Origin of the sequence: Sphingobium agrisoli (assembly GCF_041877245.1) — a bacterium.
Taxonomy (GTDB): domain Bacteria; phylum Pseudomonadota; class Alphaproteobacteria; order Sphingomonadales; family Sphingomonadaceae; genus Sphingobium.
The window spans coordinates 66,975-82,129 of the sequence record NZ_JBHDJI010000002.1 but is presented as its reverse complement, the minus strand read 5'-3'; the positions used below and the strand labels follow the sequence as shown (position 1 = coordinate 82,129).

13 protein-coding genes and 1 pseudogene are annotated in these 15,155 nt (G+C 65.1%); 2 read left to right on the top strand and 12 right to left on the bottom strand.

Features of this window, described 5'->3' with window-relative positions:
• Positions 1 to 118: 118 nt before the first annotated feature.
• Together hisD and ACETPF_RS04720 are read left to right on the top strand one after the other, a co-directional pair.
• On the top strand, positions 119 to 1,456 hold the full coding sequence (hisD, locus tag ACETPF_RS04725; protein WP_373933154.1) for a histidinol dehydrogenase: 1,338 nt from the start codon (positions 119 to 121) through the stop codon (positions 1,454 to 1,456).
• Entirely contained in the window at positions 1,449 to 2,219 is a 771-nt protein-coding gene (locus ACETPF_RS04720; RefSeq protein WP_373933153.1) for an SDR family NAD(P)-dependent oxidoreductase, read from the top strand. The genes hisD and ACETPF_RS04720 overlap by 8 nt, the downstream gene beginning before the upstream one ends.
• Before the next feature lie 145 nt (positions 2,220 to 2,364).
• On the opposite strand, the pseudogene ACETPF_RS04715 reads toward ACETPF_RS04720, so the two are convergent.
• The 12 genes and pseudogenes from ACETPF_RS04715 to ACETPF_RS04660 all read right to left on the bottom strand — a co-directional run.
• Positions 2,365 to 2,502 (bottom strand): annotated as a pseudogene (locus ACETPF_RS04715) (helix-turn-helix domain-containing protein); the annotation flags it as partial.
• 191 nt (positions 2,503 to 2,693) lie between these two features.
• Positions 2,694 to 3,344, bottom strand: coding sequence for a peroxiredoxin-like family protein (locus tag ACETPF_RS04710; RefSeq protein WP_373933151.1), 651 nt, complete (start codon positions 3,342 to 3,344; stop codon positions 2,694 to 2,696).
• Positions 3,345 to 3,440: 96 nt separating this feature from the next.
• Positions 3,441 to 4,790: an LLM class flavin-dependent oxidoreductase gene (locus ACETPF_RS04705; RefSeq protein ID WP_373933150.1), complete on the bottom strand. Its 1,350-nt coding sequence runs from the start codon at positions 4,788 to 4,790 to the stop codon at positions 3,441 to 3,443.
• A gap of 11 nt (positions 4,791 to 4,801) precedes the next feature.
• On the bottom strand, positions 4,802 to 5,593 hold the full coding sequence (locus ACETPF_RS04700; protein WP_373933149.1) for a class II aldolase/adducin family protein: 792 nt from the start codon (positions 5,591 to 5,593) through the stop codon (positions 4,802 to 4,804).
• Between the two features lie 82 nt (positions 5,594 to 5,675).
• Positions 5,676 to 6,641, bottom strand: a complete 966-nt coding sequence (locus tag ACETPF_RS04695) for an ABC transporter substrate-binding protein (protein WP_373933148.1) — start codon at positions 6,639 to 6,641, stop codon at positions 5,676 to 5,678.
• Entirely contained in the window at positions 6,616 to 9,192 is a 2,577-nt protein-coding gene (locus ACETPF_RS04690; RefSeq protein WP_373933147.1) for a TonB-dependent receptor plug domain-containing protein, read from the bottom strand. The genes ACETPF_RS04695 and ACETPF_RS04690 overlap by 26 nt, the downstream gene beginning before the upstream one ends.
• Before the next feature lie 126 nt (positions 9,193 to 9,318).
• Entirely contained in the window at positions 9,319 to 10,275 is a 957-nt protein-coding gene (locus ACETPF_RS04685) for an aliphatic sulfonate ABC transporter substrate-binding protein (protein ID WP_373933146.1), read from the bottom strand.
• 3 nt (positions 10,276 to 10,278) lie between these two features.
• Positions 10,279 to 11,367, bottom strand: a complete 1,089-nt coding sequence (locus ACETPF_RS04680; protein ID WP_373933145.1) for an LLM class flavin-dependent oxidoreductase — start codon at positions 11,365 to 11,367, stop codon at positions 10,279 to 10,281.
• A gap of 185 nt (positions 11,368 to 11,552) precedes the next feature.
• Positions 11,553 to 12,815 carry a rhodanese-like domain-containing protein gene (locus ACETPF_RS04675; protein WP_373933144.1) on the bottom strand — a complete coding sequence of 421 codons (1,263 nt, stop codon included), beginning with the start codon at positions 12,813 to 12,815 and terminating at the stop codon, positions 11,553 to 11,555.
• Complete coding sequence (locus ACETPF_RS04670) at positions 12,812 to 13,417, bottom strand: cysteine dioxygenase family protein (RefSeq protein ID WP_373933143.1); 606 nt, start codon at positions 13,415 to 13,417, stop codon at positions 12,812 to 12,814. The genes ACETPF_RS04675 and ACETPF_RS04670 overlap by 4 nt, the downstream gene beginning before the upstream one ends.
• On the bottom strand, positions 13,414 to 14,196 hold the full coding sequence (locus tag ACETPF_RS04665) for an ABC transporter ATP-binding protein (RefSeq protein WP_373933142.1): 783 nt from the start codon (positions 14,194 to 14,196) through the stop codon (positions 13,414 to 13,416). The genes ACETPF_RS04670 and ACETPF_RS04665 overlap by 4 nt, the downstream gene beginning before the upstream one ends.
• A gap of 2 nt (positions 14,197 to 14,198) precedes the next feature.
• Positions 14,199 to 15,017: an ABC transporter permease gene (locus ACETPF_RS04660; RefSeq protein ID WP_373933141.1), complete on the bottom strand. Its 819-nt coding sequence runs from the start codon at positions 15,015 to 15,017 to the stop codon at positions 14,199 to 14,201.
• Positions 15,018 to 15,155 lie beyond the last annotated feature (138 nt).

Sequence of the window (15,155 nt, the reverse complement as noted above, 5' to 3'; positions counted from 1 at the left end):
AGGCTCGAACCGGGTTCGCTGCATCCCGCTTTCGCTGAAATGGAAAGCGGGATGCAAAAGACCGGCAAACCAAAGGTAGCAGGCAGAGGTCTGGCGACCCCAGCGCAGGGAGTGGATGATGGCACGATATCTAAAGCGCGGCGTGACCGCAGAAGCGAAGGCGGAGAGCAACCGTCAGGTACGCGACTCGGTAGAGGGCATTTTGGCCGACATCGAAGCGCGCGGCGACGATGCGGTGCGCGAATTGTCGATCAGGTTCGATAAATGGGATCGTGAAAGCTATCGGCTCACCGACGCCGAGATTCAGGCTTGTGTAGACACTCTCTCGCCGCAGGACGTCAAGGATATCGAGTTCGCGCAAACTCAGGTGCGCAACTTCGCCCAAATCCAGCGCGATAGCATGAAGGATGTCGAGGTCGAGACGCTGCCTGGTGTTATTCTCGGTCATAAGAATTTACCACTCAACGCGGCCGGATGCTACGTCCCCGGCGGCAAATATCCCCTGCTCGCATCGGCCCATATGTCAGTGATCACCGCCAAGGTCGCCGGCGTACCCCGCGTCGCCACATGCGCTCCGCCCTTTGGCGGCAAACCGGCGCCTGCCATCGTCGCGGCGCAGGCGATGGCCGGTGCGGACGAGATTTACTGCCTTGGCGGTATTCAGGCCGTCGCCGCAATGGGCCTCGGCACGCAATCGATCGCTCCGGTTGATATTCTGGTCGGCCCTGGCAATGCTTTCGTCGCCGAGGCAAAGCGGCAGTTGTTCGGGCGGGTAGGCATCGACCTGTTTGCCGGCCCAACCGAGACCCTGGTGATCGCTGACGAGGCGGGCTGCGACGGCGAACTGGCGGCCACCGACCTGCTCGGTCAGGCGGAACATGGTCCGGACAGCCCGGCCGTGCTGCTGACCACGTCAGAGAAACTCGCGCATGAGACCATGGCGGAGATTGACCGGCTGCTCCGGATTTTACCGACCGCCGACATCGCCCGCAGGGCATGGGAGATGTTCGGCGAGGTGATCGTCGCGGACGACGATGCCGAGATGGTCCGCATCGCCGACAACATCGCGTCGGAGCATGTGCAGGTGATGACCGCCGACCCGGACTATTTCCTGAGACATCTGACCAATTACGGAGCGCTCTTTCTCGGCAACCGGACCAACGTATCGTTCGGAGACAAGGTCATCGGCACCAACCACACGCTACCGACTAAAAAGGCGGCGCGTTACACCGGGGGACTGTGGGTCGGCAAGTTCATCAAGACCTGCACCTATCAGAAAGTCCTGACGGACGAGGCGTCGGCGCTCATCGGCGAATATTGCAGCCGGCTGTGCGCGCTCGAAGGCTTTGCCGGCCATGGCGAGCAGGCCAATATCCGTGTCCGGCGCTTCGGTCACCGTGATGTGCCCTATGGCGGCATTGCCATCCCCTCTGCACTGACGGTCGTCGATGCCTGAGGCGCTTCCCCGCACCCCGAGCTTCCGGCTAGACGGCCAGCGTGCGTTGGTGACCGGAGCTGGGCGCGGCATCGGCCTCGCGGCCGCGACCGCGCTTGCCGAAGCCGGCGCACATGTCACCCTGGCAGCGCGCTCGTCTGGCGATATCGAAAACGCCGCCCAGGCAATTCGCGAAAGCGGCGGATGTGCCAGGGCCGCGACGCTTGATGTCGCTGATCTCGATGCGGTGGCTTGCTTCTTCGCAGAACGCCCGGCATTTGACATCCTTGTCAACAATGCCGGCACCAACCGGCCCAAGCCGATGCAGGATGTGACCGAGGCCGATTACGACGCTGTTCTGAATCTGAACGTGAAAAGTGCCTTCTTCGTGGCACAGGCGTGCGCCCGAGGCATGATCGTTGCAGGGGTCAAAGGTAGCCTGATCCATATGGGATCGCAGATGGGCCATGTCGGCGGGCCCAACCGTTCGCTCTATTGCGCCTCGAAATGGGCGCTCGAAGGCATGAATAAAGCCTTCGCGCTCGATCTCGCTTCCTATGGCATTCGATCGAATACGATCGCGCCTACCTTCATAGAGACGCCGTTGACGCAGCCTTTCTTCGCGGATCGCGATTTCAGAGATAGCGTCCTTGCGAAAATCAAGCTCGGCCGCATCGGCCAGGTCGAGGATTTGATGGGCGCCATCCTGTTCCTCTCTTCACAGGCCGCCAGTCTCATCACCGGAACCTCAATCATCATCGATGGTGGTTGGACTGCCGATTGAACGATGCAGTTGCTTCAACTTCCGGATGGCGGGTTCCGGAAAAAATTGACGGTCCCTGGCCGACGCGCTTTTGGCAGGCTGGGCCCCGCCTCGTTCGTCATCCCATTGAACAGATCGCTGGAGCGATCGCCTCACCTGCACAGAGGCGGTATCGCTTCACCCATTTGATCGCGCTACTCTCCGAAATCCCAAATCGCGCGGCCGCACCACGCGCCGACATGCCTTCTTTGAGAACGGCAGAAAGAACACGCTCGCGAAGATCAAGGCAATAGGCTCGAGCCATGCCATGCCGGCCTCCTTCTCCAGCAGGCATTGTGAATCACATTCCACGATTCTTGGGAATCCACAATCGACTCAATACAATGTCATCATGCTCTAGACTGACAGCAGCTCACAACCGACTGCGCCCGCACAACTCTGTTCGTCCTGACAACATGGCGGGGTTACTCTACGGGCGGGACGGCTTCTCAGGCTTCAACCGATGTTCCGCAATATCTCCTCGGCCTCCGGGCGATCGAGCCAGTCGGGACTTACGAGCAGCGACCTGATCGTTCGGCCCGGCCCCACATGAAGGACAGCGGGCTGAGGGAGCAGCCATGTTCCCATGCCGGTCACCTCGCCGATCCAACCGGCCGGCGGGGGTGCGGGCCTGTCGTCGGGCTCGAAGGCGATGCCGAGGTGGTTGGCGAGTTGATTACCGGTGTCGGTCGCAACGAAGAAGGGGAGGCCGTGACGGGTCTTGATCTCGCGCAGGCGGTCGGGCTGCTGCGGGCTGAGCGCCACCAGCGGAATGCCGCGACGCGCTAGGTCCGGATATAGCGTTTCGGCATAGTAAGGCAGGGCGATGTTGCAGGCGGGGCAGCCGGCAAAACGGAAGAAGATGAAGAGCGCGGACCGATCCCGCGTCAATTCCTCCAACGTCAGACGCTCTCCGTCCACGTCCTGAAAGGCGAAGTCGGGGAGCGTGTCGCCCGGCTGCGCGATGGCCGCGGGATCGAACCGTTCGGTCAGGATACGGCGCTGGCGCGCGTTGGCTTCGAGCTGGGCGGGCGCCCAACTCCGCTCTCTTTCCGCCTGCAAGGCTGCGTAGCGGCTCTGAAGGGAGTGGGTGAGAAGTGTCGCCATCGTCGGATCTCCATGCAGGGTCGATCCATGATGGTGGGGGAGTGTCATCGCCGCCAACGAGAGTTGCTGTTGAACCGGCGATGATTATTCATAGATTCAGGCCGCGTCCCTGCGCGCAGGTGCGCGCTGATGGCGGCTCGGCAGAATGGGAAGGCCAAGGTTGGCGCGCAGCGTGTCCCCTTCATAGTCGGTGCGGAACAGGCCGCGCGACTGGAGGATGGGCACCACCTCCTGCACGAAGCGGGTGAATTGTTCGGGATGGCCGAGATGGACGTTGAGCCCGTCGAGCGCGCGCCCCTCGAACCAGCGCTGGATCTCGTTCGCAACGGTTTCCGGCGAGCCGACGAAGGGACTGCCGCGTCCGGCGCGGGCCTTTTCCACCGCCTGGCGCAGCGTCCATCCCTGCGCCACCGCTTCGTCGGTGATGCGCTTGGCGTGGGTGTAGAAGCTGCTTTTCGCCGCTTCCAGCGCCTCTGCCGGAAACGGCGCGTCGGGATCGTAGCGGCGGAAATCGTGCCAGCCGAAGGGGCGGCCGAATTCGGCGAGCGCCTGGTCGAAGCTCTGGTCCTGCTCGCGATAGCGGCGCTGGATATCCTGCGCCTCCGCGTCGGTGTCGCCGACATAGATGAAGAAGCCCGGCAGGATCACGATCTCATCCGGGTTACGGCCGAGGCGAGCCGCGCGGCCCTTGAGGTCGGCGTAGAAGGCCTGGCCCTGCTCGATCGTGGCGGCATGGGTGAATATGGCGTCGGCTATGTGCGCGCCCAGATCGCGGCCCTGGTCGCTGTCGCCGGCCTGGAAGATCACCGGTTCGCCCTGCGGCGAGCGCTGGAGGTTGAGCGGGCCGGCCACCTGGAAAAATTCGCCCTGATGATCGAGGCGGTGGAGCCGGTCGGGATCGAGGAACTGGCCGGTCGCCCGATCGCGGACCAGCGCGCCTTCCTCCCAGCTCGACCAGAGGCCGCGTGCCACGTCGAGGAACTCGGTCGCGCGGCGGTAGCGTGTGTCATAGTCGAAATGGTCGGGGAGGCTGAAATTGCTGGCGGTGCCGGCGTCGCCGCTGGTGACGACGTTCCACCCGGCCCGCCCCTTGCTGATAAGGTCGAGCGAGGCCAGGCGGCGGGCAAGGCCGAAAGGGTCGTTATAGGAGGTGGTGAAGGTGCCGACGAGGCCGATCCGCTTCGTCGCCACCGCCAGCGCCGACAGGAGGGTGAGCGGCTCCAAGCGGTTCAGATAGTGCGGCGGAGAATGGGGCGTGATGAACTGGCTGTCGACGATGAAGACGAGGTCGAACTTCGCCGCCTCGGCTTGGGCCACGATGTCGATGGTCCAGTCGATATTGACGCTGGCGTCGACCGGAATGTCCGGGTCGAGCCAGCGGTTGCTGTCGCCGGGGCCGCCGACGCCGGTGGGGACGAGGCCGAGCTTCAATTGGCGCTTGGTCATGGGCGCGGCCTTCAGGCGTCGAAGCCGGGCGACTGGCGCTGCGCCTTGCGGAGCGCGGCTTCCCAGACGAGGTCGTGATGGGATTTGCCGCCCTCGACGGGCTTGCGATCCCGGCTGATCTGGCGGCGCACTTCCTCCTGCGCGGCTTCGGGCGCGATCAGGACATTGTCCCGGCCGACGGCCAGCGTGCGGACCTGCGCCTTGCAGGCTTCCTCCAGATGATAGATGCCGGCGAACGCTTCGCCCGGCGACGCGCCCAGCGCCAGCGTGCCATGGTTGCGCAGGAGCATAACCTTCGTGTCGCCAAGATCGGCGACCAGCCGCTCCCGCTCGTCGAGGTTCAGCGCCACGCCTTCATAGTCATGATAGGACAGGCGCGGGATGAGGGCGAGCGCGCGCTGGTTCAGGGGCAGCAGCCCTTCGGCATGGGCGGAGACCGCCATGCCGTCCGCGCTGTGGAAATGGGCAATGTAATGCGCGTCTTCCCGCGCGCCGTGGATCGCCGAGTGGATCACATAGCCGGCGTAGTTGATGCCGTATTCGCTGTCCCCGATGACGTTGCCGTCCAGATCGACCTTGACCAGGCTGGACGCGGTGATCTCGTCGAACATCAGACCGAACGGGTTGATGAGGAAATGATGGTCCGGCCCCGGCACCCGCGCGGAAATGTGAGTGTAGATGAAGTCATCCCAGCCATAGAGGGCGGAGAGGCGGTAGAAGGCGGCGAGATCGACGCGGACCTTCCATTCGGCCTCGCTGATGCCGCTGTGGCGGAACTGGTCGTCCTTCGACACTGTAGCCATGGCGATGCTCCTTTGGGCGCAATAGTAAGGGGACGGCAGCGGGCCGCCCAATGAGGATTTCTGAAGGGTGGCGAAGCATCGCTCATGCCGGGAAAAGGCCCGCATCGACGATGGAGGCGACATCCACATGGGCGGGCATTTCGCCATCGGCATGGAAGCGGTCGACCACGCGCTGAAGCGGAACGACAACGGCGGCGTCGGGCGCGACCAGGACCGGGTTCTGGCGATCGACGATCAGCTCGGCGAGCTTGGGATCGACGCCGGTCGCCCTGGCGAAGACGGCGGCATAGTCGGCCGGGTGTGCCTGCGCCCAGAGGCTGGCCTTGCGGAAGCGGGCAAGCACATCCTTGAGCGCGGCGCGCTTGGCGGGATCATCCAGTGCCGCCTGCGATGCGGCAATCAGGGAGAGGCCGGTGTTGATCCCCTGTCCGTCGCGCAGCACCCGAGCGCCACGCTGCTCGGCAGCGATCTGGTAGGTGCCGAAGGTTGCCCATGCCTCGATCCGCCCGGCGGCGAAGGCGGCGGCGGCGTCGTTAGGCAGCATGAAGCCGATATCGACCTTGCGCCGGTCGAGCTTCGCTTCCTTGAGCGCTTCCAGCAGAAGATAGTGAGAGATGCTGCCGCGTGCGCTGGAGACGATCACGCGGTGGCCGGCAAGACCCGCCACAGACCGGATCGGCGAGCCGGGAGGCACGATGATGCCGATGTCGCGGGTGGAGGAGACCGAGCCGGCGATTACCTTGAGCGGAACCTTGGCCGCCGCCGCCAGCACGACCGGCAAGTCGCCCGCCGGCGCGGTGTCGACCGCCCCGGCGTTCAAGGCTTCGAGCAGGGGCGCGGCGCCGACGAAATTGGCCCATTCTATGTCGTAGGGCAGGTTGCCAAGCGCCCCTGCCGCCTCCGCCTTCGACTGGAGCAGATGGACCTGATCGCCCAAGACCAGCTTCGTGCGACCGCCCTTGCCGCTCCCGCCACAGGCGGATAGGGCCAGGGCCGCCGCGCCGGCGAGGAAGCTCCGCCGGTCAGAATGCAAGAGCGATCCGTCCATAATAATAGCCGCCTGCCGGATTGAAGGGCGACGGGCCATAATAGCCCTGCCCCGTCTGGGGATTGCCCGGCCCGTTGGTTTCGGGACGGACGTCGAAGAGGTTGGTCGCGCCGAAGGAGAGCGTGGCGAAGTCCGTCACCTTGGCGCTGACGCTGGCGTCGGTGATGAGCTTCGCGCCGAAATAGCGGTCATCGCCCGCCGCCGTGCGCTGGGTATATTTGCCGTAGCGGGTCGCGGTGACGCTGAGGCCGAAAATGCCCTTCGACCAGTTGAGCGTGCTTACCAGCTTCGTATGCGGCTGGAGCACTTCCAGTTCGCCGATCTTGTCGCCGCCGAAGAAGACCGAGCCCGCGCCGAGCAGCGACGCGCCGCTGGCGGCGAAGAGTTGCGATGGGGTGGCGACGACGTCGGTGACCTCCGTCCTGGAATAGTTGAAGGCCAGCGTCACGCCGATCTTGCCGAGGTCGCCGAGCGTGCGGCTATAGTCGGCGACGAGGTCGAAGCCCTTGGTCTCGGTATCGGCGGCGTTGATGAAATATTCCGCCTGCTCGATGTCGGACAGGCCGTTGGCGGCTAGGATCGCCGAGATGCCGGGGCCGAACAGGCGGCCGGTGCGCTCCACCCGGTTCTTGATGCGGATATAATAGCCATCGAGCGTGATCGAGAGCGAGGGCGCGGGGGTGAAGACGAGGCCGAGGCCGGCGTTCCACGTCTTTTCCGCCTTGAGCGGCTTGGCGCCCAGAAGCTGGCCTACGGTCGAGTCCGCCGTTACCAGCTTGGCGACGGTGGGGCGCAATTCGGTCTGGCCGGTGGCGGCGTTGAAGAAGGAGGAAGTCCGCCCGTCGGTCTGGGCATAGCCGATCTGGGTCAGCGAGGGCGCGCGGAAGCCGGTGCCGACCGTGCCACGGATCGCCAGCGTCGGCGTCACCTCATAGCGGCTGTTGAGCTTGAGGCCCACCGGGCTGCCCGAACCGTCGTCATAATGTTCGGCCCGGATCGCCGCGCCGATATACCAGGCATCGGTGGGATAGAGGCCAAGGTCGATATAGCCGGCATAGACCTTCCGGCTGATGTCCGCCTCGTCCGCCGGGGAGAGCACGATCGCGCCCTGCACCACCGGGGAGGCGATGCGGCCGACATTCCAGTCATATTGCTGGTCGCCCCGTTTGAACGTGTAGGTCGCGGGCTGGTACGCCAGCGGATCACCGGCGAAGGTGCGGAAGCGGTCGAGGCGATATTCGCCGCCGATCGAGATTTCGAGCGGCTTGGCGAGGCCGATATCGACGCTGCGATGCAGGTCGACATTGTGGGTCCATTGGCGGAACTCGAAATTGGCGAGGTTGGGCCATTCGGTCGGGCCGGTCGGCCCGAGTGACGGGCGGACCGAGAGCTTTGAAAATTGATGGCTGTAGTTGCGGCCGAAGGAGGAGGAGACGTCATAGTCCCAGCCCACAAGCGTGCCCTTCAGACCCGCGACGATCTGAAAGTCATTCTCCTCGATATTGTTGAGCGGGTAATAGCCGTCCGGGAACAGGGCGGTGAAATTGGCGGTGCTGTTGGGGCGGCGGAAATTGTTGCCGATCTGGGCGTCGCGCTCGCCATAAGTGCCGAAGCTGTAGAGGCTGACATTTTCGGTGACAGGCAGCTCGGCGTTATAGCTCAGGTTGAACGCCTTGATCTGCGGGTCGCCATTATGCGCGCCGTCGCGGCTCCACTGCGCGTTGCGGGCGTTGGCGGCGGCGACGTTCGCCTCCACCTGGGCGCGGGTGAGGCCGCTTGTCGCCACCACCTGGTCGATCGTGCGGCCGGCGGGCAGGCCATAGATGTTGATGTCGGTCGCGGGCAGGTTCCACCAGGCGCCGCCGCGCTTGCGGATGTCGCCTGACAGGGTCAGGAAGCCGCCATCGGGTCCGATCTTCGTGCCGTAACGGATCGTGCCCTTCCAGCTGTCGGGCTTGCCATTGGCGTTGTAGAGCGTGCCGTAGGTGAAATCGCTGGACAGCCCCTCCTTTTCCGCAAGCTGGATGTTGATGACGCCGGCGATCGCGTCGGTGCCATATTGGGCGGCAGCGCTGTCCTTGAGCACCTCGATCCGGTCGATCGCACTGGTCGGGATAAGGTCGATGTCGACCGGGTTCGCGCCGGACGTATCGGCGGTCGAATTGTTGAGGAAAGCGCCGTTATGCCGCCTTTTTCCGTTCACCAGCACGAGCGTATAGGCAGGCGCCAGGCCGCGATTGGTAACGGGGCGGCCGATGGAGAATACACCGGCATGGGTCGCGCCGAAATTGAGCGACGGAAGCAGCTTGGACAGCGCTTCGCCGAACTCGGCCGAGCCGGTGGCTTGCAGCTTTTCCGCGCCCACCACGTCGATCGGGGCCGGGCTTTCCGCCACGGTGCGGGGCGCGCCGCGCACGCCGGTGACGATGATGGTGCCAGCGTCGACAGCATCGCCCTCCGCCGCCTGGGGCGTCTGCGCCGCGGCGATTTGTACAGCGAGTTGGACAGCTATGAGCGATGTCGACGCGGCAAGATATTGAAAACGCTTCATATTTTCTGACCCCCATATCGGATTTGAGGGTTGCTATATTTACTATATATTTAGTTGAGAAATGAGTTCGAGCGGTAACGTATGATTAGCGCTTAACTTAAGATCAACTTTCTCATTGGAAACTTATTATTTAGCGAAACTTGAATCAAAGGCTTGGGATACATTGCGCGCGGTTTGGATTAATCCGGCGCGCTGGAAGCGCCCGGTTATCGCCTCCTCATGCGCGATGATGCCGGCGTCGATCGGGCGCGACACGCGGTTGCTCCGCTCGAAGCTGGCGCGGGCAATGTCGAGCGGCAGGCCGGTCTCCTTTGCCAGCACGGCCGCAAACTGATCGGGATGGGCGCGCGCCCAGGCGACGGCCTTCGCCTCGCGCTTCAGGAAGTCGGCGAGCAGCGCGCGCTTGGGTTCGATCGAGTCTTCATTGGCGATGTCGATATAGAGCGGCAGGCCATAATCCTTGGCGTCCACCACGGCGCGCGCGCCTTCCTTGATCGCGACATTGGTGTAGGGCGTCCAGGTCGCCCAGGCGTCGATCGCGCCGCTGTCGAAGGCGGCCTTGGCGTCGCCGGGGGGCAGGAAGGTAACGCGCACCTTGTCGGCTGGAATCTTCGCGCGTTCGAGCGCCTGAAGCAGGAGATGGTGGCCGATCGAGCCGCGCGTGGTGGCGACGGATTTGCCGACAAAATCCTGCGCGCCCCGGATCGGCGATGCGCTCTTGACGAGGATGGCGAGCGCGTCAGGAGCCTGGTTGGCGGGGGACTGGACGGCGATCGCCTTGACCGGGCTGCCGCTCTGATAGGCGAAGATGAAGGGCGCGTCGGCGGCGAGCCCCAAGTCCGCCGCGCCGCCGCCGACCGCTTCCAGCAAGGGTTGGGCGGCGGGAAATTCCGACCATTCGACGGTGTAGGGCGCGCCCTTAAGAGCGCCGGAGGCGAGCATCATCGCCTTCACCTGCCCCTTCTGGTTGGCGACGCGCAGGAGATTGTCGTCTTTCCGCGAAAAGGTCGCGGTGGCGAGCCCAAGGCCCGCCACCGCGACGAGGGCCGCCGACAGGATGGCGACGTTCTTCTTACTGGGCATGGATCAGCCCGCCAGCGCGAGACCGGCGGCGTCGCGCTCCGCGACTTTCGCGCGGACGAGCGGCAGAAGTTCGCGGCCGTAGAGAATGGAATCGCCGAGCGGATCGAAGCCGCGAATCAGAAAATGGTCGATGCCGATGTCATAATAATCGAGCATGGCGTCGGCCACCTGTTCGGGCGTGCCGACGAGGCCCGTGCTGTTGCCCGCCGCGCCGGTCAGCGCGGCAACCCCGGTCCACAGCCGCTTGTCCTGCCGGTTGACGCTCGCGGTTTCGAGCAGGCGCAGCGATCCGGCATTGGGCGGGCGATGGCCGCTGAGCGGGAGGCCGGCGGCGAGACGGTTTTCGCGCACCTGCTCCTCGATCTCGGCGGCGCGCTTCCACGCCGCTTCCTCGGTATCGGCAATGACGGGGCGGAGCGAGAGCGAGAAGCCGGGGCTGCGGCCGTAGCGGGCGGCGGACTTGCGGACGGCGCGGACGGTGTCCTGCACGGCGGCGAGGGTTTCGCCCCAGAGCGCATAGACGTCGGCATGGCGGCCGGCGACCTCGATCGCCTCGTCCGACGATCCACCGAAGAAGACGGGGAGATTGTCGGGCTTGATCGCGCTGAATGCCTGGCGGATGTCGTAGAACCGGCCCTGATGGTCGAACGGCTTGGCGGCGGTCCATTCCTGCCGCAGGATCGTCAGATATTCGTCGGTGCGGGCATAGCGTTCGGCCTTCACCGTCTTCGTGTCGCCGTCGCGCGCCATTTCTTCATCGGGGCCGCCAGTGATGATGTGGACGGCGACGCGGCCGCCCGACAGCTGATCGAGCGTCGCGAGCTGGCGCGCGGCCACGGTCGGCTGGGTGAAGCCGGGCCGATGGGCGACCAGAAAGCCGAGCCGCGTCGTGCGGGCGGCGGCGTGCGCCGCGACGATCTGGCTTTCCGGGCTGTTGGAGCCGAAGGGGATGAGGACGCGATCGAAGCCGCCCTCCTCCTGCGCCTTCGCCGCCGCGTCGACATAGTCGGTGTCGAGCGTGCGGCTGCGCACCGCCGACTGGGTTTCGGAGCCATTGTTGAAGCCGATATAGCCGATGAACTTGACGCTCATGCCGCGTCCTCCTCAATTAAAGCAGAGTGCCGTTGATCTGAACCAACCCGTTCGTCCTGAGTAGCCATTGAGCGAAGTCGAAATGGCCTATCGAAGGACCGAGCGCTGCGCCTGATGCTTCGATACGGGACTTCGACAAGCTCAGTCCCTACTCAGCACGAACGGATCTATTTGAAGCATCACAGTTAGATCACGTAGAAGCCGTGAGTGCCGTCGCGCTCCAGCTGGGCGACGAGGCCATATTCCCAGTCCAGATAGGCCTGCATCGCGGCGGCCTTGTTGTCGGTACCTTCATAGGGGCGCTTGTAACGGCCCTCCGGGCCACGCGGCGGCGGTGCGCCGTCGGAGCCGCGCTCCAGCGTCGCGGCGGACCAGTCGATGTCGAGCACATAGACCTCCCAGCCGAGCTGCGCGAGCCAGGAGGCGGTCATGTCGGCGCGGACTCCGGTGGGGTCGGTGACGACGATGCGCGCGCCGCGCACCGGGGCGTTATGGTCGGTTTCCTGCACCAGCTGGCCGCCCTGCGCGTTGCGGAATCCGGGGAGGTGGCCGCTTTCATATTCGCGCGGCTGGCGCACGTCGTAGAGATAAAGGGTGCGGGCGGTGTCGGCTTTAAGCGCTTCCAGCTCCTGCCAGCCGATCCGCTTGACCCCGGCGCGATAGGCGACATCGCGAGCGTGGGTACGCGCTTGGTCCGTCGCGGCGTCATCGACTTCGGGCGCGGCGCGGGTCTGGCCGGTTTCCAGTTCCTGACCCGCCAGCGTCCAGCCGATCGTGCCGTTGCGCAGTGCATAGACCTTGTTGGGGATGCCCGCATTGACCAGCGACTGCGCGCCGATGATCGATCGGGTGCGGCCCGCGCAGTTGACGATGATCGTGGTGTCGGGATCGGGCGCGACCGTCTGCGCGCGCAGCACCAGTTCGGCGCCGGGCACGCTGGTGCCGGTCGGAATGCTCATCGTGTTATATTCGTCGTAGCGGCGGGCGTCGAGGATGCGGATGTCGGCCTTTTCGCGGATCAGCGCCTGCACTTCCTCGGCCGGCAGGCTTGGCGTGTGGCGGCGATGTTCGACCAGTTCGCCGAACGCCTTGGAGTAGCTGTTCACGTCCTCGAACAATTCATAGCCGGCGTCGCGCCAGCCCGACAGGCCGCCGTCCAGTTCGCGCACGTCGGTGTAGCCGAGCGCTTCGAGGCGAACCGCCGCCTTGCGGCTCAACCCCTCGCCATTGTCATAGACGACGATCTGCGTGTCGAGCCGGGGAATGCGCCAGCGCGCTTCGTCATCGATACGGCGCAGAGGAATTTGAGCGGCGAAGAGGGGGTGGCCCTGCGCGAATTCATGCTCCTCGCGCACGTCGATCAGCGCGATCTCGCTGCCGATCAGAAGGGCGCGGCGGATGTCCTGCGGCGTTGCAGTCTGGATGCGGTCAAGCGTTTCGGTGGTCATGATCTGTCCCAGAGGTTGGGGATGACGCGGTTGGCGTATCCCGAGATGAAGGTCTTCGGCGCGCCGTCGGGCGCGTAGGTGGCGCGCTCGACCGCGCCGATATTGGCGCCATAGACATGGATGCTGACGGACGGCCGGTCGGCAAGGCCGTTGGTGACGCGGTGAATGTCACCGATGCGGGGCGAAACCGCGTCGACTTCCCCTGCGCGGAGAAACTCCTCGCCTTGCGCCACCAGCTCGCCGGACGGCAGGCGGCCGAACCGCTCCACCCTCTCGACACCGCGCAGCACGCCGACCAGCCCCCAGACGCTATGGTCGTGGACCGGGGTGGACTGGCCCGGCCCCCAGACGAAGCTGACGACGCTGAAGCGTTCGCGGCTGTCGCAGTGGAGCAGATATTGCTGGTAGCGGTCGGGATTGGGCCGGGCGAACTCTTCGGGCAGCCAATCGTCGGTGGCAATCAGCCGGGCGAGCAGGGCGCTGCCGCTGTCCAGGATAGCCTGTTCGTCGCGCGTGGCGGCGAGCAGGTCGGCGAAGGCGGTGATGAAGCCGCGCAGGCGGGTGGTGTCGATCGGCCGGTCGAGAGTGGCGGCTGCCGTCATTCGGCGGCTTCCAGCGCGGGCGCGAACGGGATTACCCCGTGATCGTCACCGCCTAGGGTGGAAAGCAGCTTTTCGCGCAGGCGGGCGGAGAAGCTGGCGCGCTCACCGCGCGGGGCGGTGATGCGTTCTTCGGCGACGATGCGGCCCTTGTCGAGCACCAGCACCCGGTCGGCGAGCGCGATCGCTTCCTCGACATCATGAGTGACGATCAGCACGGCGGGGCGGTGCGCGCGCCACAGCGACAGGACGAGATCGTGCATCCGGTAGCGGGTGAGCGCATCAAGCGCGGCGAAGGGTTCGTCGAGCAGCAACAGTTGCGGCTTGCGCACCAGCGCGCGGGCGAGTGCGGCGCGCTGCGCCTCGCCGCCCGAGAGGGTGAGAGGCCAGGCGTCGATGCGATGGCCCAGGCCCACTTCCTTGAGCGCCGCTTCGGCGCGGGGGCGGATGTCGCCCTTGAGGCCCAGGCCGACATTCTTCCAGACGGGTTTCCAAGGGAGGAGGCGCGCGTCCTGAAAGACGACGGCGCGGCTGTCGGGCACTTCGACATCCTGGCCGCGCACTTCGTCCAGGCCGGCAAGGGTGCGGAGCAAGGTCGTCTTGCCCGATCCCGAGCGGCCGAGCAGGGCGATGAACTCGCCCGGCGCGATGTCAAGATCGAGGCCATCGATGATGGTGTTCGGACCGAAGCGGCGGGTGAAGCCGCGCAGGCGGACGACGGGTTCGGGATGGGGATGATGCTGCGCGCTGTCGAGCGCGGTAAAGCCAAGGCGAGCGTCCATGCTTATTGCTCCACTATGCTGGGGCGCCAGATAAGGGCGCGGGCTTCGATGGCGCGGACCAGCCAGTCGGCACCAAGGCCGAGGATGGCATAGACCATCAGGCAGACGACGATGATGTCGGTCCGCATGAAATCGCGGGCGTTGTTGATGAGGTAGCCGAGGCCCGCCGACGCGTTGATCTGCTCCGCGACGACCAGGACCAGGATCGAGACCGAGAGGGCGTAGCGCAGCCCGACCAGCAGCGAGGGTAGCGCCGAGGGCAGGACGACATGCCATATCTGTTCGGCACGGCTGAGGCCGAAGCTCTTGGCGGCGTCCAGCAGGCGCAGGTCGACGCTGCGGATACCGCTGTAGAGGTTCAAATAGACCGGGAAGATGGTGGCGAAGGCGATCAGCGCGACCTTGGGCGTTTCGCCGATGCCGAACCACACGATGAAGAGCGGGGTTAGCGCGAGCGCGGGAATGGTGCGCTTGATCTGCATGAGCGGATCGACCGCCAACTCCCCGGCGCGGGAGAGGCCGGCGACCAGGCCGAGCGCGAGGCCGAGGCCGACCCCGATCAGCAGCCCGGCGGCGACTCGGGCGAAGGAGACGAGGAGGTTGGAGGGAAGCTCGCCCGAGATCACCATCTCGATCAGGGTGCCGATGACCGCCGACGGCGCGGCGAGCGTGCGTTCGGGGATCAGGCCGCTGCGCGAACCCAGTTCCCAGAGCAGGAGCAGCAGCACCGGCGAAAGCCAGCGCCCGCCGAAGCGCGACAGCGAAAAGGGCTGCCGTGTGCGCGCTGCGCCAAATGAACGTCCGATCGCCAGGCTTGCCATATCCGGTCCTTGTTTAGGTCATGGCAAGCCCAACATGTATTCTCTACTGATTCAATTAAGTTTTTCTGCTGTCATCTATGAGCAGCGATCATAAGCGGGGGCTGGCCGCTCGATTGGCTCGCCATGGCGCAGAAAACC